The 21960-nt window shown below is 66.6% G+C and carries 19 protein-coding genes; 13 read left to right on the forward strand and 6 right to left on the reverse strand.

All coding sequences use genetic code 11. The annotated features are described in order from the left end of the window. Positions 1-299 precede the first annotated feature (299 nt). On the reverse strand, positions 300-1691 hold the full coding sequence (dnaA, locus tag HCX50_RS18295; RefSeq protein WP_091028054.1) for a chromosomal replication initiator protein DnaA: 1392 nt from the start codon (positions 1689-1691) through the stop codon (positions 300-302). 315 nt (positions 1692-2006) lie between these two features. Between dnaA and rpmH the strand changes: the two genes are divergently transcribed. From rpmH to HCX50_RS18345, 10 genes are all read left to right on the forward strand, one after another. Continuing rightward, the gene (rpmH, locus tag HCX50_RS18300) at positions 2007-2144 is read left to right on the forward strand and encodes a 50S ribosomal protein L34 (protein WP_013584598.1); all 138 of its coding nucleotides are present in this window, start codon (positions 2007-2009) and stop codon (positions 2142-2144) included. A 6-nt stretch (positions 2145-2150) separates the two neighbouring features. Then, on the forward strand, positions 2151-2507 hold the full coding sequence (rnpA, locus tag HCX50_RS18305; RefSeq protein WP_091028051.1) for a ribonuclease P protein component: 357 nt from the start codon (positions 2151-2153) through the stop codon (positions 2505-2507). Then, positions 2504-2854, forward strand: coding sequence for a membrane protein insertion efficiency factor YidD (gene yidD, locus HCX50_RS18310; protein WP_167635302.1), 351 nt, complete (start codon positions 2504-2506; stop codon positions 2852-2854). The genes rnpA and yidD overlap by 4 nt, the downstream gene beginning before the upstream one ends. A 3-nt stretch (positions 2855-2857) precedes the next feature. Beyond that, positions 2858-3928 carry a membrane protein insertase YidC gene (yidC, locus tag HCX50_RS18315; RefSeq protein WP_091028046.1) on the forward strand — a complete coding sequence of 357 codons (1071 nt, stop codon included), beginning with the start codon at positions 2858-2860 and terminating at the stop codon, positions 3926-3928. Beyond that, entirely contained in the window at positions 3925-4416 is a 492-nt protein-coding gene (locus HCX50_RS18320) for a Jag family protein (RefSeq protein WP_091028043.1), read from the forward strand. Before yidC ends, HCX50_RS18320 begins: the two co-directional genes overlap by 4 nt. A 36-nt stretch (positions 4417-4452) precedes the next feature. Beyond that, positions 4453-5073, forward strand: coding sequence for a 16S rRNA (guanine(527)-N(7))-methyltransferase RsmG (gene rsmG / locus HCX50_RS18325; RefSeq protein ID WP_167635303.1), 621 nt, complete (start codon positions 4453-4455; stop codon positions 5071-5073). A gap of 1238 nt (positions 5074-6311) precedes the next feature. Beyond that, entirely contained in the window at positions 6312-7187 is an 876-nt protein-coding gene (locus tag HCX50_RS18330; protein WP_237682582.1) for a ParA family protein, read from the forward strand. Further along, positions 7187-8158 (forward strand): ParB/RepB/Spo0J family partition protein, encoded by a 972-nt coding sequence (locus HCX50_RS18335; protein ID WP_205829378.1) that lies wholly within the window; start codon positions 7187-7189, stop codon positions 8156-8158. The genes HCX50_RS18330 and HCX50_RS18335 overlap by 1 nt, the downstream gene beginning before the upstream one ends. Positions 8159-8221: 63 nt before the next feature. Continuing rightward, positions 8222-9670, forward strand: a complete 1449-nt coding sequence (locus tag HCX50_RS18340) for a sugar porter family MFS transporter (protein ID WP_205829379.1) — start codon at positions 8222-8224, stop codon at positions 9668-9670. Between the two features lie 9 nt (positions 9671-9679). Beyond that, positions 9680-10015 carry a hypothetical protein gene (locus tag HCX50_RS18345; protein ID WP_017829903.1) on the forward strand — a complete coding sequence of 112 codons (336 nt, stop codon included), beginning with the start codon at positions 9680-9682 and terminating at the stop codon, positions 10013-10015. A 61-nt stretch (positions 10016-10076) separates the two neighbouring features. Here HCX50_RS18345 and trxA read toward each other — a convergent pair whose 3' ends face one another. The 4 genes from trxA to HCX50_RS18365 form a co-directional block, all read right to left on the reverse strand. After that, complete coding sequence (gene trxA, locus HCX50_RS18350; RefSeq protein WP_021201395.1) at positions 10077-10400, reverse strand: thioredoxin; 324 nt, start codon at positions 10398-10400, stop codon at positions 10077-10079. Positions 10401-10466: 66 nt separating this feature from the next. Continuing rightward, positions 10467-11441, reverse strand: a complete 975-nt coding sequence (gene trxB, locus HCX50_RS18355; RefSeq protein ID WP_091028028.1) for a thioredoxin-disulfide reductase — start codon at positions 11439-11441, stop codon at positions 10467-10469. Positions 11442-11560: 119 nt separating this feature from the next. Next, complete coding sequence (gene murJ / locus HCX50_RS18360; protein ID WP_167635305.1) at positions 11561-13177, reverse strand: murein biosynthesis integral membrane protein MurJ; 1617 nt, start codon at positions 13175-13177, stop codon at positions 11561-11563. Beyond that, a complete protein-coding gene (locus HCX50_RS18365; protein ID WP_167635306.1) occupies positions 13170-15347 on the reverse strand; it encodes a DUF6049 family protein in 2178 nt (725 codons plus the stop codon). Before HCX50_RS18365 ends, murJ begins: the two co-directional genes overlap by 8 nt. Positions 15348-15444: 97 nt before the next feature. Here HCX50_RS18365 and HCX50_RS18370 point away from each other — a divergent pair, with 97 nt between their 5' ends. From HCX50_RS18370 to HCX50_RS18380, 3 genes are all read left to right on the forward strand, one after another. After that, positions 15445-16956, forward strand: a complete 1512-nt coding sequence (locus HCX50_RS18370; RefSeq protein WP_167635307.1) for a DUF7059 domain-containing protein — start codon at positions 15445-15447, stop codon at positions 16954-16956. Positions 16957-16984: 28 nt separating this feature from the next. Then, positions 16985-18040 (forward strand): LLM class flavin-dependent oxidoreductase, encoded by a 1056-nt coding sequence (locus HCX50_RS18375; RefSeq protein ID WP_167635308.1) that lies wholly within the window; start codon positions 16985-16987, stop codon positions 18038-18040. A gap of 81 nt (positions 18041-18121) precedes the next feature. Beyond that, positions 18122-20068 carry an MSCRAMM family protein gene (locus HCX50_RS18380; RefSeq protein ID WP_167635309.1) on the forward strand — a complete coding sequence of 649 codons (1947 nt, stop codon included), beginning with the start codon at positions 18122-18124 and terminating at the stop codon, positions 20066-20068. Positions 20069-20144: 76 nt separating this feature from the next. Here HCX50_RS18380 and HCX50_RS18385 read toward each other — a convergent pair whose 3' ends face one another. Beyond that, the gene (locus HCX50_RS18385; protein WP_167635310.1) at positions 20145-21908 is read right to left on the reverse strand and encodes an alkaline phosphatase family protein; all 1764 of its coding nucleotides are present in this window, start codon (positions 21906-21908) and stop codon (positions 20145-20147) included. Positions 21909-21960 lie beyond the last annotated feature (52 nt).

Consider the following 21960-nt stretch of genomic DNA (forward strand, 5'->3'; position numbering starts at 1 on the left):
ACTGTGGATAACTCGGTGGATAGCAAGAGCGAGTAAGGAACTACACGCTTGTCAGTTGTGGAATCCCTGAGGAATCCGGGGGTTACGGCCGACTGGGGGTGCGGAGGCTCCCCCAGAGTTATCCACAGGTTTGACCGATTGGCCCACATTCGTCCCGACCTGAGTGACAGTCATCCACAAGTTATCCACATGTGCATAGAGGCATCTTTCCGCGGCCGGGAATGCCTGTCCGGACGCGAAAAGGGGGACTCAGCACCCCTTCGGATGCCGAGTCCCCCTCATGCCCGCGTGTCGCGGCGTCAGCGTCGCCCGAGCTGCGTCGTGATCTCGGTGACCTGGTTGTAGATCGAACGTCGCTCTTTCATGAGCTCACTGATCTTCTTGTACGCGTACATGACGGTGGTGTGGTCACGGTTGCCGAACAGCTGACCGATCTTCGGCAGGGACAGACTGGTGCGCTCACGACAGAGGTACATGGCGATCTGCCGAGCGGTGGCGATCTGCTGCGACCGACTCGAGCCGTAGAGGTCGTCGACCGTGAGCTTGAAGTACTGTGCCGTGGCGGTGATGATGTCCGTCGGCGAGATGATGTTGTCCTCGGCCGTGTCGATGATGTCGCGGAGTACGGTCTGAGCCAGCGAGATGTCGAGTGCCGATCGATTCAGGCTGGCGAACGCCGACACCCGGATCAGGGCTCCCTCGAGCTCACGGATGTTCGACGAGACGACGGTGGCGATGTACTCGAGGACCTCGTCCGGGATGTGCAGTGCCTCGCTCTGCGCCTTCTTCCGAAGGATCGCGATGCGTGTCTCCAGGTCCGGCGCCTGAACGTCGGTGATCAGACCCCATTCGAAGCGGCTGCGCATCCGGTCTTCGAAGCCGGTGAGGTGTTTCGGGGCGACGTCGCTGGTGATCACGACCTGCTTGTTGTGATCGTGAAGCGTGTTGAAGGTGTGGAAGAAGGCTTCCTGCGTCTCCGCCCGCCCCTGCAGGAACTGGATGTCGTCGATCAGGAGGATGTCGACATCGCGGTATCTGGCCTGGAACGCGGCGCCACGGTTGTTCGCGATCGAGTTGATGAAGTCATTGGTGAACTCCTCACTCGAGACGTAGCGAACCTTGACCCCCGCATAGAGGGACTGTGCGTAGTCGCCGATCGCGTGGAGGAGGTGTGTTTTGCCGAGGCCGGAGTCGCCGTAGATGAACAGGGGGTTGTAGGCCTTCGCCGGGGCTTCGGCCACAGCGACGGCTGCCGCGTGGGCGAAGCGGTTGGACTGGCCGATCACGAAGTTGTCGAAGGTGTACTTCGGGTTGAGCCGCGACTCATGGCGCAGCTGTGTCGGCTGCTCCATGGGCGACTCCACGCGGATCTGCTCGTGTCGCCCGAAGTCGCCGACCGCGATCGGAGCCGCCTGCTGCTCGGCGAGCTCGTGGTTGACCACGACTCGATAGGAGGTGACCTCGTCGCCGATGTGCGAGAGCGCCTCCATGATGGGCAGCCGCAGGCGCTTGTTGATCTGCGCGGCGGTGAGGTCGTTCGGCACCTCGAGGTAGAGCGTCGCGGACATGACCCCGGCCGGGACGGCCAGACTCAGAAAGCCTTGTAGCTGGGGAGTGACGCGATCGTCATCGACCAGAAGCTCCTGCACCGTGGTCCAGATGGGGACGTCGGGCTGGGCAGGTGATGACATGACGCTCCGGACGAGGAATCGAGGCGGGGTCGACGTGCTGTGCCCCTGTGGATAACTTAGGATGCCACGGTAGTCACCGCGGCTGTGAACGGCAACCTGCCCTGGAAAATACGCGCGCGTGTTGTGCTCGTCGGGCGCGCCTCGGTTGTGGATAATGGCTGTGCGGTTCGTGCCGGTGTCCGATCACGGAAGCGCGCAGATTTGCTCTGCGCGCCGGTAAGACGTACCCTAAGTCGGTTGACTTATGCCTTTTTCGGCAGTTCCCCATGTCTCCGGTCGAAGTGAATCCGGTGGCAGCATTCCCGGAGTGATTCCATGAGCAAGCGCACCTTCCAGCCCAACAACCGTCGTCGCGCCAAGAAGCACGGCTTCCGTGCCCGCATGCGTACGCGTGCCGGCCGCGGCATCCTCGCTGCCCGCCGTGCGAAGGGCCGCACCGAGCTCTCCGCGTAGTCCACTGTGCTCGCCCGCCCGTATCGGCTGACCCGCGGGAGCGACTACCGTCTGGTCGTTCGACGCGGATCCCGTTGTGGCGGGGCGCGCGTCATCACCTCGGTGCTGACGACGGGCGAGAGCAGGGCCGCGAGGTTCGGATTCATCATCAGTAAGCAGGTAGGCACCGCTGTGGTGCGCAACACCGTGCGTCGGCGACTCAAAGCCGTCTGTGCGGAGTCGCTCGCGCGCGTTCCTGAGGGCACGGATGTCGTCATCCGTGCCCTTCCTGCGTCGGCGACCGCCTCCTTCGCGGAACTGCGCGCCGATGTCGATCGCTGTCTGAGCAGACTCGCGCCGGTGCCGGCCGCGGTGTCGGCATGACCGCTCTGCCGGCCTCGTCCATCGGGACGGCGCACATGCAGTCGCAGGATGTGCTGCGCAGCGTTCCTCTGGTTCCCCGCAATCTGGTGCTGGGGTTCCTCACCGCGTACCGCAAGGTGATCTCCCCGATGTATGGAGATGTCTGTGCGTACTACCCCAGCTGTTCCGCCTACGCTGTAGGTGCGGTGCAGCAGCACGGCGCGGTGAAGGGGGCGATGCTCTCGGCATGGCGCATCCTCCGCTGCAATCCCTGGACCAGCGGTGGCGTCGACGACGTCCGTCCGCATGAACACTTCCGCTACGACCTGACTGCACACGGTTTCGTCGTCCCTTCCCGAAAGGACTGATCGGTGGGTCTTGACCTTCTGCTAGCCAGCTCCACTCCCAGCGACGCCCCCGCTGCAGGTGGGTTCGATCTGCTCGGCACCATCCTCTGGCCGCTGAAGTGGGTGGTCGAGCTGATCCTCGTCGCCTGGCACTGGCTCCTGACGTCCGTCGGTCTCCCTGCGGCATCCGGACTCACCTGGGTGCTGTCGATCGTCGGACTCGTCATCGTCGTCCGTGCTGCGCTGATCCCGCTCTTCGTGAAGCAGATCAAGAGCCAGCGAAAGATGATGGAAATCGCTCCTGAACTGCGAAAAGTTCAGGAGAAGTATCGTGGCAAGAAGGATCAGCTCTCTCGCGAGGCCATGAGCCGCGAGACCATGGGCCTCTACAAGAAGCACGGCACGACACCGATGTCGAGTTGCCTGCCGCTTCTGGTGCAGATGCCGATCTTCTTCTCCCTCTTCAGTGTTCTGAGTGACGTCAAGAAGCATGCAGAGGCAGGCATCGGCGGCGTGGGCTTGATGAGCCCCGAGCTGACGAAGGAGTTCTACGACGCCAAGCTGTTCGGTGTCGCCTCGCTGCACGAGAACCTGGGCAACGCGGTCGACGCGAAGAACACCACGGCGATCGTCATCCTGGTCACCCTCGTCGTGCTCATGATCGCTTCGCAGTTCTTCACGCAGCTGCAGATCATCTCGAAGAACCTGTCACCCGAGGCCAAGACCGGCCAGGCGTACCAGATGCAGAAGATCATGCTCTACGTTCTGCCGCTGGGCTTCATCTTCTCCGGTGTGTTCTTCCCCCTCGGCGTCGTCGTCTACTGGTTCATCTCGAACCTCTGGACCATGGGCCAGCAGTTCCTCGTCATCCGCGAAATGCCGACTCCCGGCTCGGAAGCCGCCAAGGCCCGTGAAGAGCGCCTCGCTCGCAAGGGCAAGGCGCTCGACTCCTCGGGCAAGGTCGTCCCGATGGCCGCGTACGAGGCAGAGCAGCAGCGTCTGCTCGAAGAGGCTGAGAAGGCCAAGGCGGAAGCACCGAAGCGTCAGCAGCCGGTGGGCAAGAAGCGCGCGAAGAAGAAGGGGAGCGGTTCATGAGCGAGACCATGACCGAGAACACGGAGCCGACGGTTGCTCAGCTCGAGAACGAAGGCGATGTCGCGGCCGACTACCTCGAGGAGCTCCTCGATATCGCCGACATCGACGGAGACCTGAATCTCGACGTCCGTCAGGGGCGTGCCTACGTTTCGATCGAAGCCGAGGGCGACGGGCTGTCCCTGCTATCCGCTCCGGATACCGTGCAGGCGCTGCAGGAGCTGACTCGCCTGGCGGTGCAGAGCAAGACCGGTTCATTCTCGCGACTCATCCTCGACATCGCCGGTTCGCGCGACACACGTCGCCGCCAGCTCGAGACCCTCGTCGACGCGGCTGCCGCGAAGCTCGATGAGGGTTCGTCGCAGGCATCGCTGCCCTCCATGTCGAGCTATGAGCGCAAGCTCGTGCACGACATCGCCGCGGAGCGCGGTCTTGTCTCCGAGTCTTACGGCGAAGGCGCCGACCGGCACACGGTCCTCCGCCGTCGTTGATGTTTCACGTGAAACATCGATTCATCACGGACGCTCATGAGTGACCTCGAGCAGGAGCCGGAGATCTCCGCGGAACTGTTCGGAGATCGTATCGATGTCGCCCGCGCGTTCACGGAAGCCCTCGCGCGCGAAGGTGAGGAGAGGGGACTCATCGGTCCTCTCGAGCTTCCTCGCCTGTGGACGCGGCACATCCTCAACAGCGTGATCGCCGCACCCCTCTTCCACGGTTCTGTTGCGGACATCGGATCGGGAGCAGGTCTTCCGGGGATCGTCCTCGCTATTGCTCGACCTGATGTGCAGTGGACTCTCGTCGAGCCGATGGAACGCCGCGTCACCTGGCTGAACGAGCAGGTTTCGGAACTGGGACTGACCAACACAACGGTGCTGCGGGCGCGTGCCGAAGACGTGCCCCCCGCAGCTTTCGACATCGTCACTGCCCGCGCCGTGAGCGCGCTGCGAACTCTGATCCCGATCACTGCACCGCTGGTGCGTGACGGGGGAGAACTCACTCTGCTCAAGGGTATGAATGCAGCGAACGAGATCGAAGCCGCTCAGAAGCAGATCAAGAGGTTCCGCCTCTCCGACGTGCGAGTCGAAGTGTTGGGCGAGGGTGTGCTCACGGAGACGACCCGTGTCGTTCGGGCTCGCGTCCGCTGAGATTCTCGCATCACGCCAGCGGGGTGTTTCACGTGAAACACCCCGCTTCGGCCTTTCTGGACACGCTTATCTACCCGATGTTTCACGTGGAACATCGGGGTAGCTATGTCGTGCCGGCCTTCTTCTCTCGCTTCATGAGGTGACCAACAGGCAGTCACCCTGTGAGCACACAGTGGTGACGGGGCCGACGTTCGAAGGATTGAAGAAGAGGTCGGGGTCCCGGGTGCGGAGTGCGCGTGGACAGTCCCCGTTCGGTTGAGGCATTCCATCCGGAGGGACAGCCGGAGCTGGTCTTGTGTGGACGTCGATGGCTGGCAGCCCATCCTCTCGGCTCCGAAGTGTCGGAGCGCCATCTGTGCCCGCGCGCGCGTTCGGCGTCTACGCGATCCACGATGTTTCACGTGAAACGGCGCGGTGCGGCGTAGGGAGATGTCCCTGCTTCATAGATACCCCTGTCCTGTGGGGTCGTATCCGCATGTCGATCGTGAGCGTGGTTTCGGGGGAGGTAATTGACACCGTGCCGATCGTGACAGAGGGAGGGATGCGCAGGCAATGCCTCCGGCAATTGCGATTGTCGGGCTGCGTGCTTCGAGTCGGCCTCGGTATCGGTTGTGTCGGACGGCTCCTCTGAACCGGAGCACCGATGGTCGGATAGTGCGCTCCTCGAGCATTAGTGCCGTGTTGATCGCGGGTCTGATGGCGTGGAGACGAGCCTTACCACCGGAAACAGGGGGGGAGGGGGAGGGATGCGCGGCGAATGCGTGCAGGTCGTGCTTAGCCAAGCGGATGTTTCACGTGAAACGGACGTGTCTGCTCGAGAACGCGCAGGATTCTCGCGCGCCGACAAGCGCCAGGGAGCCTCCAAGGCGCCGTTGATCTCTCCGCATTCATGGCCGCGATCGGGCATGGCCCCGCCCTTCGAACAGCCAACAGGGGTCGCCCTTCCGGCATCCGACCTTTCCCGCTCGGGATCGGCTGAAGGCGGTGAATCGGTCCTTGTTTCACGTGAAACATTGGTCTGGGCCACTCCGCGGTGGGGTCCTGGCCTGCGCACCGCCCCGACATGGTCTCCACCACAAGCTGATTGTGGGAGTCCGGCCTCGTGGGGCGGCTTTCCCACAAGTGGGCTCACGTAAGCCGGTGTCGCCCGCAGCGATTAGAGTGGAACGCGGCCCCGAAAGGAGTGGATGTTTCACGTGAAACAATCCGAGAAAACATCGGCGAACGAATCGTTCGGGATGGACACGCCGCTCGCGCGGGAGATTGCCGACCTTTCGGCTCGGAGGCGCGCGCTGGAAGCCGCGTCGGTCGAGTTCACGGGTGAGACGCGCGTGCTGACGGTGTCGAACCAGAAGGGCGGCGTCGGTAAGACCACGACGGCCGTGAATGTCGCCTCCGCCCTCGCGGGCCTGGGGGCGAAGGTCCTCGTCATCGACCTCGACCCGCAGGGCAATGCCTCGACCGCGCTGGGTGTTCCGCACAGTGCCGACATCCCCAGCGTTTACGACGTTCTCATCGAGGAGGTGCCCCTCGCTGACATCGTGCAGCCCAGTCCGGAAGACCCGAACCTGTTCTGCGCACCCAGCACCATCCACCTTGCGGGCGCGGAGATCGAACTCGTCGCGCAGGTGGCCCGTGAGCACCGACTGCGTCGCGCACTGGTGGACTACCTCGCCGACAACCCGATGGACTACGTCATCATCGACTGCCCGCCGTCACTGGGTCTGCTCACGATCAACGCCTTCACAGCGGCATCCGAGGTGTTCATCCCGATCCAGTGCGAGTACTACGCGCTGGAAGGGCTGAGCCAGCTGCTCGGCAGCATCCAGATGATCCAGAAGCACCTGAATCCCGACCTGCATCTCTCCACCATCCTGCTGACCATGTTCGACGGCCGCACCCGGCTCGCCCAGCAGGTTGCGGAAGAGGTGCGCACGCACTTCCCGGATCAGGTGCTGGAGACGGTGATTCCGCGATCGGTCCGGGTGTCTGAAGCGCCGAGCTTCGGACAGACCGTGATCGCCTATGACGGACAATCCGCCGGTGCCATCGCCTACCGCGAAGCCGCCGTCGAGATCGCATCGCGAACCGCGACGCAGAGCAAGGAGAAATGATGGCCAAGCGCACTGGACTGGGTCGGGGTATCGGAGCCCTGATCCCCACGGCTGATCAGGCGGAGCGTCCCGTCGATGTCTTCTTCCCCGGCGCGAGCCTGCGGCCGGCTGCCGCGGAGGCGACCATCGGGCCGGATGCCGAGGCCCCCGCGCTGGAAGAGGTGCCCGGGATCCATCTGGTCCAGGTGGACCCAAATGCGATCGTCCCGAACCCCCGCCAGCCGCGGACGCACTTCAACCCGGAAGACCTGGCGGAGCTGGTGCACAGCGTGCGCGAGTTCGGAGTGCTGCAGCCCGTGGTCGTTCGCAAGAACACCGAGGGCGAGTACGAGCTGATCATGGGGGAGCGGCGTACCCGCGCCGCTCGTGAGGCAGGACTCGAGACGATTCCCGCCATCGTGCGCGAGACGGCCGATGAGGATCTCCTTCGCGATGCCCTGCTCGAGAACCTGCACCGGTCCGAGCTCAACCCGCTGGAAGAAGCCTCTGCGTACCAGCAGCTTCTGGAGGACTTCGGCATCACTCAGGAGGAGCTGGCCACGCGCATCGGCCGCTCGCGTCCCCAGATCAGCAACACGATCCGGCTCCTGAAGCTGCCCGTCCCCGTGCAGCAGCGCGTCGCCGCCGGCGTGCTCACCGCCGGTCACGCCCGCGCGATCCTCAGCCTCGAGAATCCCGAATCGATGCAGCGTCTCGCCGACAAGGTCGTGAACGAAGACCTCTCCGTGCGCGCCACGGAAGAGGCCGCCAAGTCGCAGCCCTCGGCCGGCAAGACGACGAAAGCGACTCCCGGAGCACGACGGGCGTACCTCGACGAGGTCGCCGGCAAGCTCGGTGATCGGCTGAACACCCGTGTCAAGATCGCACTCGGCGCACGAAAAGGCCAGGTCACAATCGATTTCGCTTCGATCCAGGACCTCAATCGTATTCTCGAGGAACTCGGCGAGAGCGGCTACGGCTCCGCCAGGTAACACCCACCGTCGTCCGCCCTTCATCTAGACTCGCGTCATCTTGACGTCGAGGGGGAGTCAGTCATGTCCAGAGCATCAGGTCCAGCTGCCATCAAGCGCCGTGTGATCGCGGTGAGCGTCGCGGCGGCGTTGGGTGGTTTCCTTTTCGGATTCGACACCGCCGTGATCAACGGAGCGGTCGACGCTCTCGCCGGTGACGTCTCCGGCTTCGACCTCGGAACCGCACTGAAGGGCTTCGCCGTCTCGTCGGCCCTCATCGGTTGCGCCGTGGGTGCCTGGTTCGCGGGACCGGTGTCGAACAAGTACGGGCGCATCCCTGTGATGGTGGTCGCCGCGGCGATGTTCTTCATCTCGGCGATCGGATCCGGACTAGCGTTCGGCGTGATCGATCTGATCGTCTGGCGCGTGATCGGCGGCCTCGGAGTCGGCGCGGCATCGGTCATCGCCCCCGCCTACATCGCGGAGGTCTCGCCGGCCGCGGTACGCGGGCGCCTCGGATCTCTGCAGCAGCTGGCGATCGTGACCGGTATCTTCGCGGCGCTCCTCTCCGATGCGCTGCTCGCCAACCTCGCCGGGGCCGCCGACCAGCCGCTCTGGGGGCTCACGGCCTGGCGATGGATGTTCATGGTCGCCGCGATCCCCGCCCTCGTCTACGGGCTCATGTCGCTGCGGCTGCCGGAATCACCGCGGTATCTGGTGCGCAAGGGCGAGTTGGAACGCGCGGCCAAGGTCCTGGAGACCGTCACCGGGACCGTCGACACCGACGCGAAGATCAAGGAGATCACCGGGACGATCAACACGGAGCGGTCCGAGTCCCTGCGAGACCTTCGCGGCAACCGCTTCGGGCTGAAGCCGATCGTCTGGATCGGCATCCTGCTCTCGGTGTTCCAGCAGTTCGTCGGCATCAATGTGATCTTCTACTACTCGACGACTCTGTGGCAGTCGGTCGGGTTCGACGAGTCGAGCGCCCTGCTCACCTCCGTCATCACGTCGGTGACGAACATCGTCGTGACGATCGTCGCCATCCTGCTCGTCGACAAGATCGGGCGACGGATCATGCTCCTCGTGGGATCCGTCGGCATGACCGTCACGCTGGGACTCATGGCCGTCGCGTTCTCGTTCGGCACGCTGAATGCCGAGGGCACGGCGACGCTCCCCGACCCGTGGGCGACTGTCGCACTGGTCTGCGCGAACGGCTTCGTGGTGTTCTTCGGCGCGAGCTGGGGGCCGCTGGTCTGGGTGCTGCTGGGCGAGATCTTCCCGAACTCCATCCGCGCCGGCGCTCTCGCGGTGGCTGCGGCAGCGCAGTGGGTCGCGAACTTCTTCATCTCGACCACGTTCCCGGCCTTCGCCGAGATCGGACTCACGTTCGCGTACGGCTTCTACGCGTTCTTCGCGCTCCTGTCGTTCTTCTTCGTGTTCTTCAAGGTTCCTGAGACCAAGGGCAAAGAGCTCGAGGAGATGACCGAGAACATGAAGGTCGTGCGACGCGGGCGCCCGCAGCAGACGTAGGCTTGTTGCATGACCGAGTCCGTTCAGCGCCGCGCCAGCCTGGAAGTGCTGCGCGCGGAGGCCGCCGACGAACTTGCGGTTCTCATCCAGGAGCGACTCCTCGGCGGGGAAGACCCCTGGGAGTTCATGGAGGAGTTGCCGAGCGTCGACGAGTTGGTCGTCTACCTTCTGCGGGCCGACAACATCAACGCGAACGACGGAGTGCGCCCCAACGCCGCTCGGCACTACCGTGTGCTGCGTCAGATCGCACTGGAGTACCCCGAGCTCACCTCGGCCGTCTGGGGGCTTCTCGACGAGAAGCAGCGTCATCGACGCTGGGACCCCAGCGTCGCCGACGCCTCCTGACCGCCTAAGGACACGAAAAGGCCGCCACCCCGGGGGGTGGCGGCCTTTCGACGTCAGAGGATCAGCCGATGAATGCGGCGAGGTCCTTCTCGAGCGCGAACTTCGGCTTCGCACCGATGATGGTCGTCTTGACCTCACCACCGTGGAAGACCTTCATCGCCGGGATCGACGTGATCTGATACTTCATCGCCAGCTCGGGGTTCTCGTCGACGTTGAGCTTGAGGATGGTGATCTTGTCGGGGTTGTCGGCCTGGATCTCGTCCAGAACCGGCGCGACCATGCGACACGGACCACACCACTCAGCCCAGAAGTCCACCAGCACCGGACCGTCGGCCTGCAGAACGTCCTGCTCCCAGGTCGCCTGGCTCGTAGCCTTTGCACTCATCAGAGTTCTCCTTGATTGGGGTTCGCCTGCTACAACAGCAGACGAGCGAAAAGTGTTCCCGCCGCCTCAGGCGACGATGATCTCGGCGGCCTCTGCGGCCGGAACCTCGACCGAGGCATCCTCGAGATCCGCGAGGAAGTGCTCCGCATCCAGGGCCGCGATCGTTCCGGTGCCGGCAGCCGTGATGGCCTGGCGGTAGGTCGGGTCGATCACGTCGCCGGCGGCGAACACACCGGGAACCGAGGTCTTCGACGAGCGGCCGTCGACCCAGATGGTGCCCTCGGGCGTCAGCTCGAGCTTGTCGTGCACGAGGTGCGTGCGCGGGTCGTTTCCGATCGCGATGAAGAGTCCGTCGATGGGAAGGTCGCTGAGCGTGCCGTCGATCGTGTTGCGCAGCTGCACACCGGAGACGGAGTCGCCTCCGAGCACCTCGGCGACCTCGCTGTTCCACACGAACTCGATCTTCTCGTTCGCGAACGCGCGCTCCTGCATGATCTTCGAGGCCCGCAGGGTGTCCTTGCGGTGGATCACGTAGACCTTCGAGGCGAAACGGGTGAGGAACGTGGCCTCTTCCATCGCGGAGTCGCCACCGCCGACGACGGCGATCGTCTTCTCGCGGAAGAAGAAACCGTCGCAGGTGGCGCACCAGGAGACGCCGTAGCCGGAGAGGCGCTCCTCGCCGGCGATGTCGAGCTTGCGGTAGGCCGAGCCGGTCGCGTAGATCAGCGACTGGGTCTCGTGCACCGCACCGGAGCCGAGCGTGACCGTCTTGACGGGGCCGGCGAGGTCGAGCTCGGTGACGTCGTCGTAGAGGACCTCGGTACCGAACTTCTCGGCCTGCTCCTGGAACTTCGCCATCAGCTCAGGACCCTGGATGCCCTCGGGGAAGCCCGGGTAGTTCTCGACCTCGGTGGTATTCATGAGCTCGCCGCCGACCTCGACCGAACTCGCGATGAGCAGCGGCTTGAGGTTCGCCCTGGCCGCGTAGATGGCAGCCGTGAATCCGGCGGGGCCGGAGCCGATGATGATGACCTGACGCATGTGCTCTCCGTCTTAGAAACTGCGGTCGAATGACCTTCGACTGCTTCAACCCATGGTAACCGCGGGGCATTCCCTCAGCAGTGTGCGCCACCGGGCTGGGAGACGCCTCCGTGCGCGGATCAGCGGCCGGGCAGGAAACGACGCACGAGGCCGCCGGCCGCCTTGAGCTCCGGGGCGCGCATGAGGGCGAGAATCGCGACGTAGACGACCACGACCGTGAGGCCGATGATCGCGGTGCCGAGAGTCGCCGGGATGACACCCGACGTCGCCCACCCTGCGGGGCCGCCCAGAAGCAGGTAGACGCCCCAACCGGCGAAGCCGGCGGGGATTCCCGCCACGGCGAAGCGCAGGATGGCGAGCATCCAGGATGCCACGCCGAGGCCGCCGATCTTCCGGTGCAGCAGCCAGGTGGCGACGATCGTCTGCAGGGTGCTCGCGATGGACTGGCCGAGCGCCACGGCTGCGGCGAGCTGGGTCAGCGGGATCACGTCTGCGGCGAGAAGCCCGGCGGCGGCCAGCGCGGTGACCACGATGAGCACGCACTGGAAGATCGTGAACCAGAACGGCGTGCGGGTGTCGTCATAGGCGTAGAACGTGCGCTGGACGATGAACAGGATTGTGAGCGGGATCAGGCTGATCAGGTAGCAGAGCAGAACCAGGGCGGCGCCCTGTGCATCGGGTGCGCTCTCGGTGAAGACGCGTGAGGCGGGAATTGCGGCGGCGGCGACTGCCGCGACGGCGGCGACGATGAAGAACAGAAGTGTGCGGATGCTGCGGGAGATGTCTCCGCGCACCTCGTCGTGACGACCCGCTGCCGCATGCTCGCTGATCTGCGTGAAGTATGGCGTCCCGATCGAGAGCACGATCACCGAGTACGGCAGCATGAAGATCAGCCAGGCATTGCCGGTGACGGCGAGCGAGGCACCCGATTCGGAGGCGGCACTGACGATCCGCCCCTGAAGGATCCCTGCAGCGAGCGATGCGAAGGCCATCAGGAAGGTCCAGCCAGCGAGTCTTCCGACACCTCCCAACCCGACGCCGCGCCAGTGGAAGTCCGGGCGGAGCGAGAGACCGGTGCGCCGCCAGAACAGCAGGAGGACCAGGGCCTGCACGGCGATGCCGAGGGTCGCGGTCCCACCGAGCGCGGCGATCATGTCCGGTGTCCAATCCCCAGCACTTCGGGATACGGGCGAGAACACCCATCCCAGCAGGAGGAAGCCGATGATCGAGACGATGTTGTTGATGACGGGGGCCCAGGTGAACGGGCCGAAGATGCGACGGGCGTTCAACGCCTCTCCGAGGAGCGCATAGAGGCCGTAGAACAGGATCTGCGGAAGACACCAGTATGCGAGTGCTGTCGCAAGTGCCTGGGTCGTGGGCGGGAGACCACCCGCGACGAGCTGGATCAGCCAAGGGGCGGCGATCGTCGCGACTGCGGTGACGGCGACGAGCACGACCGTCCCGAGCGTGAAGAGCTTCGAGATGAACGCGTTGCCGCCGTCGGCATCCGCGGCGGCCTTCACGATCTGCGGCACGATCACGGCTGTGAGGATGCCGACCGAGATGAGCGAGAAGACGCTGTTGGGCAGTGTGTTCGCGGCGGCGAACGCATCGGCGGGACCCGACTTGTAGGACCCGATCACGCCGACGAGGACGATACTGCGCAGCAGGCCGGTGAGACGGGAGACGAGGGTGCCGGCGCCGATGACGGCGCTCGCGCGGCCGAGGCTACTCACGCGGGTCTTCTGTCGTGGTGGCATCCGGGCGGGCTTCCACGGCATCCTCTTCTTCCAGGGCTTCGATCTGCGCTTCGACGGCCGACTCCTCGACTGCCTCACGGCGCTTGCGGCGCACGGTGCGGATCACACCGAGCGCGATCAGCAGCACGATGATGCCGCCGAGGACGACGAGTCCGATCGTCTCCCACTCCGCACGCACCGCGACCCTGAGCGTCTGATCACCCTGGATCTGCACGCCCGTGGGGCTGTAGAGACTGAGCCGGAGGTCGACCTCGCCGCTGCCCACGCGAGCCGACACCGGCACCTTGATGCGGGTCGTGGACCGGGCCTGCACGATCGTCTCGTCTGGGGACCTGACCTCGAGGCGCGGATCCGTCGGCGAGACGAAGAGCTGCACTGTCACAGGCCACGGCAGGTCGTTGCGCACCGCGATCGGCAGATCGGCGTTCGCCGTGAGCAGCTGGATCGTGCTGGACGGGGGGATGTTGACCGCGTCGAGCGTGGCGCTCGTCTGTGCCTGATGATCCGCGAAACCCTCGGCGAAAGCGGCGGCCGATGTTCCGACGGACAGCGTGCGCAGGATCCGGATGCGTTCGGGGCTGAGCAGCACCTGGGGGTCGGCGAGGATCGACGAGAACGCGGTGAGCCGGGACTCATCGGCGAGGAGTGTCGTCACGGCGGCGGATCGCGCAGCATCCGGCTCCCCGGTGACGGTCGCCGCGGCGGGCGGGGTCGCCCGGGTCGTCGCGAGCTCGAACCCGGCGGAGTCGGCGGCGGTGATCGCGTCGCGCAGCGCGTCGGAGGAGCGGTTCTCGTCCCGGTCCAGTCCGATGAGCAGGGGAGCGGTGGGGGCCGCGCGCTGTGCCAGCTGGAGGAGGGCGGCCGCCTCGGCGAGAAGTCGCTGACGGTCGGCGGGATTCCGCGCCGCCGCCACCCGCGAGAGCACGTCGGAGGTCGCGGCATCCGTGACCAGGAGGTCGTTGCCGCCGGCTGTCGCATGAGCCGTGCTCTGTCCGCCGACCGCCGTCGAGGAGACGATCGTCGTGGTGTCGGCGCCCACGTAGCCGGCGAAGGCCGTCAGGTCGGCGGAGGTGGGGGACTGCGGCCACAGGATGTGCGGCAGAGCGCCGTCGATCGCCGTGAGCTCGTCATCGCTGGGGAGTGCCGGAGACTCCGTGGCGCTCGGGGTCGGACCGGGTGTCGCATCAGGCGCATCGGTCGGTGCGGCCGTTGCCGGGACTCCCGGGAAGTTCGCGGGATCGAGCAATGGGGTGAGAGCCCGGGGCTGCAGCAGCTCGGGCAGGCCCGCCTGCGCCTGCGCCGTCGCATCCGCATCACCGAACTGCAGCGCGAAACGCGCGTTCGGGAGGTTGTCGAGCCGTGTCAGCCAGTCGCGGGCGGTCTCCGGGGCGGCGGTGCCGAGCGCCCGGATCGCGGCGGGGATGGACGGATCGATGGCCAGCACGGCGGTCGTCCCGGCGACGCCGTCGAGCTGCGCGGTCAGGGCTCCTTCGGGAGCGGTGAGCTCCGAGAGCTCGGCGGCCGTCAGCAGTGCGCCGCCTTCCGGCGTCGCCGTGACGGGAACGAGCACCCCGACCTGCGCGGTCTGGGGGGCGGGGATCACCAGCACACTCGTCGCGGTCGCATCCACGGCCTCGGCGTCTGCGGCATCACCGGTCGAGGCGGTGAGTTCCGCGCGCAGCGGGTAGACGCCGGGCGCGAGGTCACCCAGGGTCGCCTCGGACACGAAGATCGTGGTCGTCGCCGACGCACCGCCATCGATCGGGTCGGTGTCTTCGGCGCCGATGGAGGCGAACGAACCTGTCGCCTCGCCGTCGTCGAGCCAGGTGGAGACGGCCGCAGCATCGGTGAGCGGGAGGCGATTGAGTTCGACCTCGACCTGACCCGTGGTGAGTGCCGAGTCGGTGGCGTTCTCCACGGTGACGATCGCCGACGTGGACGACCCCGGTGCGACGAGCCCGCGAAGACCGGCCGAGACATGCAGCTCGACGCTCTTCTCGTCGTCGGATTGCGCCTGATCGGCGGCGACCGCGGCGCTCGGTGCGACGAACGCACAGCCGCTCACTGCGATCGCGAGAACAGCGGTCGCGCCTGCGAGCCGTCGCAGGCGCGCACGGAGGCCGATGTCGGGGGTGATCGCGGTCATGAAGGTCTTCCTCGAACGCCCGGGAAGAGGCTGCTCGTGAGTACTGACCTAGTGATTCTAGGAGGCTCTGCGAAAGAGAACCCTGAAGACGCGTAGAGTGACGGCCGTGTCCGACACCCCCGCACCGGTCCCAGACCCGCTCCGCACGGCCGCGCTCGCCGCGGATCTCGACGCTGCGGACCTCCGCTCCGAGCCGCTGCGGCGCCTGTGGGGTGAGGAGGCGGACGACGCACTCGCCCGTGGGATGCGGGAGCCGATCCTGCGGGCGATCGACGGCGAATCGGGGCCTCTCGCGACGCTCGGCCGTCTGCTCGTGCTGGGGATGCCGCAACCGCGTGCTCACGTCAGTGATGCCTTGCCGCGGCTCGGGGTGGACGGACTCGTCGCGCTCGGTCTCGCCGAAGCGGATGCCGAGACAGTGACGCCGACGGCCCTGCTGCGACCGCAGTCGTTCGTCGATGCCGAGGGCGTGGGGGAATGGTGGATCGCGAGCGATCTCGACGAGGTCGCCCTCGACGGCCCGCTGCCGGCAGACCACGTGCTCGGCGTCGGCGGGGCATCGCGCACGCTCGCCGAGACAATCGTTCCGATCGAAGTGGAGCGCGCGCTCGACCTGGGGACCGGATGCGGCATCCAGGCGCTCCTCGTCGCACGACGGGCCGGGACGGTGGTCGCGACCGACATCTCGACCCGGGCCCTCGCGTTCGCCGAACTCAACGCCCACCTCAACGGGGTGACGAACATCGATTTCCGCCACGGCAGCATGTTCGAGCCGGTCGCGGGGGAGGCGTTCGACCTGATCGTCTCGAACCCTCCGTTCGTGATCACCCCGCGCGTCGAGGGGGTTCCGGCGTACGAGTACCGCGACGGCGGTCTCGTGGGTGATGCCCTGGTCGAGCAGTTCGTCCGCAGCGCCCCTGCCCATCTGACGCGGAACGGCATCGCGCAGCTGCTCGGCAACTGGGAGTCGAAGACCGCCGTCACCGGGCTCGCGCGTCTCGAAGCCTGGGTGCCGGCCGAGCTCGACCTGTGGGTGATCGAGCGGGAGGAACTCTCGCCTCTGGGCTACGCGGAGCTGTGGATCCGCGATGGCGGGACCACGCCGCGCGACCCCGCCTTCACGCCGCTGCTGACCGCGTGGCTCGACGACTTCGCCGCCCGCGGAGTGACTTCGATCGGCTTCGGCTACGTGCTGATGCGCCGGGGCACTTCGGGTGAACCGCTGCGGCGCACCGAGCGCATCGTCCAGCACATCGCGAACGTCGGGGCCGCCCTGGCGACGGGCCTCGCGGCGCAGGATGTGCTCGCCGAAGGGCTGCCGGCCACCCTGGTGGTCGCTGCCGACGTCACCGAGGCGCGGCACCTGATGCCGGGAGATGACGACCCGAGCGTGATCGAGCTGCGTCAGGGCGGCGGCTTCGGTCGCACGATCTCGGTCGACCCGGCTCTCGCCGGTTTCGTCGGTGCCTGCGACGGCGAACTCACCGTGGTGCAGATCGCGGCCGCGCTGGCGGACCTCTTCGAGGTGCCGCTCGCGGACCTGTGGGCGGAGCTCGAGCCCCGCATCCGCTCCCTGATCCTCGACGGCATCCTGCTGCCGGGGGAATAGTCCTCTGATTCATGCGTTGGAATAGATCATGAAGGCTTTCGGATTCCTCTCTTTCGGTCACTATGCCGACGTGCCCGGCTCGGCGACCCGTACCGCGGGCGACATGTTGAAGCAGACGATCGAGATCGCCGAAGGGGCCGACGAGATCGGTGTGAACGGCGCCTCGGTGCGCGTGCACCACTGGGCGCGTCAGGCGGCGTCTCCGATGCCGCTGCTGTCGGCGATGGCCGCGCGCACGAAGCGCATCGAAGTCGGTACCGGCGTGATCGACATGCGCTACGAGAACCCGTTCCAGTTCGCCGAAGAGGCGGCCGCCCTCGACTTCATCGCCGACGGCAGGATCGCGCTCGGCGTGAGCCGTGGTTCACCCGAGACGGCGCTGCGCGGCTATGAGACGTTCGGCTACGTCGACGAAGAGGACCCGGAGCGCGGCAGTGTGCTCGCGCGCGAGAAGTTCGACCTGTTCCTGCGGGCGATCGACGGAGAGGGCCTCGCTCCCGGTGACCCGCGGATGGTGGGTGCCGGTCGGTACCTCGCGATCGAGCCGCAGTCGCCGACCCTGCGCGATCACATCTGGTGGGGCTCGGGTTCGCGTGCCACGGCCGAGGAGACCGGACGCAAGGGGCTCAACATGATGAGCTCCACCCTCGTGACCGAGGCGACGGGTCAGCCGTTCCACGAACTGCAGCGCGAGCAGATCGAGCTGTTCCGCTCCGCATACAAGGAGGCAGGACACACCGGCCGCCCGCGGATCTCGGTCAGCCGCAGCGTCTTCCCGCTCGTCTCCGACATGGACCGGGCGTACTTCGGCCTGCGCAGCGAAGAGAACGCCGACCAGATCGGTGTGATCGACGGATTCCGCTCGACGTTCGGCAAGACGTACGCCGCTGAGCCGGACGTGCTCATCGCGCAGCTGAAGCAGGACGAGGCCGTGATGGCCGCCGACACCCTTCTTCTGACGATCCCGAACCAGTTGGGCCCGGAGTACAACCTGCACGTGCTGGAGGCGTTCGCGACGCACGTCGCGCCGGCGCTCGGCTGGCAGCCCAACACGGAGGGACCCGTTCAGGGCGACGCCGTCTGAGGACGGGTGCCGCCCTCGATCGGCGGCCCGTATCGAGGAATTCACTTTCGGACCGAAGCGGTATACCAGTACTCTGACCGCATGCGTGCCTCTCGCAGAGCGACCATCGCCGGAACCATCGTCCTCATCGCGGTGCTCGTCGGCGCCCTCCCGGCCTCGGCTGCGACCGTCGCCTCCTGGGCGACCTGGCAGCCGCTCGTCGGTGTCGGCGGGGCATTCACGACGTCGGTGCAGGTGGCGGCGAAGCCCGCCATCACCGCGACCGTGACCAGCGATTCGCGCGGCGGACAGGTCGGCGTGATCACCGGTGCCTCGACCTGGCTCTCGGAGGGCACCGCGATCGGGGCGAAGTACGGCTCGAGCAGGGACCAGCCGTACCTGAACCTGCGCCCCCGGGCCGACAACGCCACGAGCCCCTCGACCACGACGTACTCCTTCGCGACGCCGACCCCGACCTCGGGATGGGCCTTCGCAGTGGGCGACATCGACGCGGACTCGGTGCGCATCCAGGCCGTCGCCCCCGATGGACACGTGCTCGACGCGACCGAGATCGGGCTGCGGGACCGGTTTAACTACTGCGCCCCCGGAATCGCGGGGAAGCCTTCGTGCACCGGTGCTGCCGATGACGTGCCGAGCTGGGATGCCACCACCCTCACCCTCACCGGCAACGCGGCGGCGCTGGACACCAGCGGCGCGGCGGCCTGGTTCGAGCCGAGCACCCCGATCAGCTCCCTCAGCCTGATATTCACCCGCCGCTCGGGCCTTCCCGTCTACCAGACGTGGTTCGCGTCGATCGCCCAGGACATCACCGGCACCGTCACCGACACGGGGGCGCCGACGCCCGGCGTCACCCTCACGCTGACGGACGCGAACGGCACGGTCGTGGGGACGACGACCACGGCGGTGGACGGAACCTACTCCTTCCTCGGGTTCGTCGCATCTGACGGGTACACGGTGCGCGTCACCCCGCCTGCCGGCAAGATCTCGACCGGACCGACCACGGTCGTCGCGAACCTCAGTGCGGGCGACGCGGTCGCCGACTTCGGGCTGCGCGACATCGTGCCCGTCGCGGTCTCCGGAACCGTGACCGATACGACCGGCGCCACGGTCCCCGGTGCGACCGTCACGATCGACGGCCAGACCACGACGACGGATGCTGACGGGAACTACCTGTTCGACCAGGTGGCCGTCGGGACGCATCCCGTGTCGATCACGACCCCGCCGGGCTACACGGTCGCGACTCAGCCGCCGCCCGTGACGGTTCCGGACGGCAGCGAAGTCCCGATCACGGACGTGGACTTCGTGATCGCCGAGAACGCGGATCTTCGCGGCACGGTGCGCGCCAACGGATCGGGCGTGGCCGGCGTGACCGTGACCGCGATCGCTCCCGGCGGGGCGACCCTCACGCGCGTGACGGACGCGTCGGGGGCGTACACCTTCCCCCGACTCGCTGCCGGTGACTACACGATCACGATGACCACCCCCGCAGGATTCACCGCGACGTCTCCCGTCACGCGGAACGAGCAGGTGGCCGCGGTCGACGTGGCGAACGTGGACTTCGAGCTGGCGCGCCTCGGCGCGATCGACGGCACCGTGCGCGACGACGACGGTGCCCCCGTCGCGGGCGTGGTGGTGACACTCAGCGGACCGGGCGCGCCGCAACAGCTCACGTCCGACGCGGACGGCACGTTCGGGCTCGGCGCCCTGCCGCCCGGCACCTACACCCTCACGGTGGTTCCCCCGACGGGCACGAGCGTCGTCGGCTCGGCGACGCGCACAGTCGTGATCACCGCCGCCGGAGACGTGATCGTCGAGCAGGACTTCACGCTCGCCGCCGATGCCGTCGTCGTGCCGCCGGACCCGACGGACCCGAGCACGCCGCCGACCGATGGAGGCAACGGGACCGATCCGCTTCCCGCGACGGGACTCGGTCCCGAGACGCTCGCCTGGGCCGCAGGCGGTGCTGCCGTTCTCGTGCTCGGCGCGACACTCCTGATCCTCGGCCGCCGGCGCTCCGCCCGGAAGTAGTCCGGGCGGGGATTCGCACCCGCGTCGCACGGTTCCCCGAGAATCGTGCGACCGCGGGCAAAGACTGCGACCGCGGTCAGCTGCCCTTCGCCGGGCCGAAAAGCTCCTCGCCGTGCTCGTGGAGGAGCTTGTACGCATCGGCGAAGGTCTCCGGCTCCTTCTCGCCGGGCTTGCCATAGCGGGCCAGAAGCAGTCCGAGAAGTCCGCGCGCCGGGGGCGTCAGCGGCTTGAGGTGCTCCTTCACGTCGGGTTGCGGCACCGCTTCCTCCGGGTTCGGCGGTGTGTAGGAGGGCTTCGTCGTCGGCCAGTCGGCCGGATGCCGGGGTTGGTCCAGGTTCACCACGTTGAACAGGGTGTTGGCCGAGGCGTCCCGCTCGTTGAGGGGCTCCAGGCCGTGCAGCCGTGAGAGCGTCGCCGTGACCGAACCGTGGTGCATCTCGTCGTGGATGATCGTGCCGCGCTTCGTGTACGCCGACACGGCGATGGCCGGGACACGGCATCCGAGTCGATCGAAGGTGAATCCCATCTCACCCGCTTCGGTGTCTTTCGTGGGCTTCGTTGCGGCGGGCGGCGGCACGTGGTCGTAGCATCCGCCGTGTTCGTCGAAGGTGATCAGCAGCAGGGTGTTGACGGCGTTCGACCCCGTCGGCGACGCGCTCGTGCGCACCGCCTCGTAGATGTCGTGGATCAGCAGGTCACCGGCGCGCACGTCGGAGATCGCGCTGTCGAAGACCTCTTCGCCCTCGACGAAGCCCTCCCGCGGTGAGCCGAACGGCGGGTGGAAGTCGTTGTGGTCGTAGACCATCCGCGGCTCGATGAAGGCGTACGCGGGGAGCTTGCCGTCTTTCGCGTCGGCGTAGAAGTCCTCCATCGTGCCGAAGTGATCCGTGCGCCAGTACTTCTCCAGAACCGGGGCGTGCAGCATGCCGGTGAAGGAGACGAGCTGGAGCTTGTCGATGTAGATCTTCCAGTCGAGCTTCTTCTCTTCGAGCCGGTTGAACACCGTCGGCGCTGCGGGCGCATCGATCCACTTGTCGTAGCCGCCGCCGGCCTGGTTCGTCACGAAGCCGTGCGACGTCGAGGCGTGGAAGAAGGAGCGATTGCAGAACGTCTGCGACGGGACGCCGGCGTACCAGTGGTCGAACACCGCGAACTCGGCGGCGAGCGTCGACAGCACCGGCAGCATCGCGGGGGAGAAGGAGCCCATGATGTGCTTCGCCTCGTCGACGCTCGGCTCCTTGCCCTTGCGCAGCCGACGGAAGTTGATGATGTAGTCCTGGAGGAACCCCGACATCGAGGCCTTCTCGCCGTTCGTCGGGGCGTTGTAGGGCGCCTCCATCTGGTCGACGAAGAGCTCGGCATTCGACTTCGGATCCACCGTTCCGAAGATCTGGGTGTTGACGTGCGGATACTCCTCACCCGGATCGGGATCGGGGTGACTCATGATCCGATCGGTCTCGCCCTCGTAGACGTGCGCCTCGACCACCGTGCCGTCGGACGCCTTGTTGCTGTGCGTGCCGAATGCCAAGCCCTCGAACTTCTCACCCGCTGGAAGGTTCTCCTTCGAGTAGAGATACCCGAGGAGATTGTCGAACGAACGGTTCTCGCCCATCACGACCACGACGTGGTCGAACCCCGGCTCACTGCGCGGGGTCAGCGCGGCGTACGGGTCCGGATCGTCGGCGAAGCCGTCGCGCGCACCCGCCGCGACGGATGCTCCGATGGCAGCGCCGCCCGCGCCACCGACGACCGCGCCCGCGAGGGCCGCCCCGCCGATCTTGAAGAAGCCTCGGCGGGAGGTGTCGGGTGCGGGGGAGGACTGCACGTCATCGTCGGCCATGCCGCGATCCTATGGCCGCGGCGTCTCATCGCCGTGGGATGCCGTGGAACTA

The organism is Microbacterium sp. B19(2022), from assembly GCF_012030385.1.
GTDB lineage: Bacteria > Actinomycetota > Actinomycetes > Actinomycetales > Microbacteriaceae > Microbacterium > Microbacterium oxydans_B.

Coding starts and splice junctions, on each gene's coding strand:
- dnaA (WP_091028054.1), bottom strand. CDS start 1,691: ATGTCATCACCTGCCCAGCCCGACGTCCCCATCTGGACCACGGTGCAG.
- rpmH (WP_013584598.1), top strand. CDS start 2,007: ATGAGCAAGCGCACCTTCCAGCCCAACAACCGTCGTCGCGCCAAGAAG.
- yidD (WP_167635302.1), top strand. CDS start 2,504: ATGACCGCTCTGCCGGCCTCGTCCATCGGGACGGCGCACATGCAGTCG.
- HCX50_RS18320 (WP_091028043.1), top strand. CDS start 3,925: ATGAGCGAGACCATGACCGAGAACACGGAGCCGACGGTTGCTCAGCTC.
- rsmG (WP_167635303.1), top strand. CDS start 4,453: ATGAGTGACCTCGAGCAGGAGCCGGAGATCTCCGCGGAACTGTTCGGA.
- HCX50_RS18330 (WP_237682582.1), top strand. CDS start 6,312: ATGGACACGCCGCTCGCGCGGGAGATTGCCGACCTTTCGGCTCGGAGG.
- HCX50_RS18335 (WP_205829378.1), top strand. CDS start 7,187: ATGGCCAAGCGCACTGGACTGGGTCGGGGTATCGGAGCCCTGATCCCC.
- HCX50_RS18340 (WP_205829379.1), top strand. CDS start 8,222: ATGTCCAGAGCATCAGGTCCAGCTGCCATCAAGCGCCGTGTGATCGCG.
- HCX50_RS18345 (WP_017829903.1), top strand. CDS start 9,680: ATGACCGAGTCCGTTCAGCGCCGCGCCAGCCTGGAAGTGCTGCGCGCG.
- trxA (WP_021201395.1), bottom strand. CDS start 10,400: ATGAGTGCAAAGGCTACGAGCCAGGCGACCTGGGAGCAGGACGTTCTG.
- trxB (WP_091028028.1), bottom strand. CDS start 11,441: ATGCGTCAGGTCATCATCATCGGCTCCGGCCCCGCCGGATTCACGGCT.
- HCX50_RS18365 (WP_167635306.1), bottom strand. CDS start 15,347: ATGACCGCGATCACCCCCGACATCGGCCTCCGTGCGCGCCTGCGACGG.
- HCX50_RS18375 (WP_167635308.1), top strand. CDS start 16,985: ATGAAGGCTTTCGGATTCCTCTCTTTCGGTCACTATGCCGACGTGCCC.
- HCX50_RS18380 (WP_167635309.1), top strand. CDS start 18,122: ATGCGTGCCTCTCGCAGAGCGACCATCGCCGGAACCATCGTCCTCATC.
- HCX50_RS18385 (WP_167635310.1), bottom strand. CDS start 21,908: ATGGCCGACGATGACGTGCAGTCCTCCCCCGCACCCGACACCTCCCGC.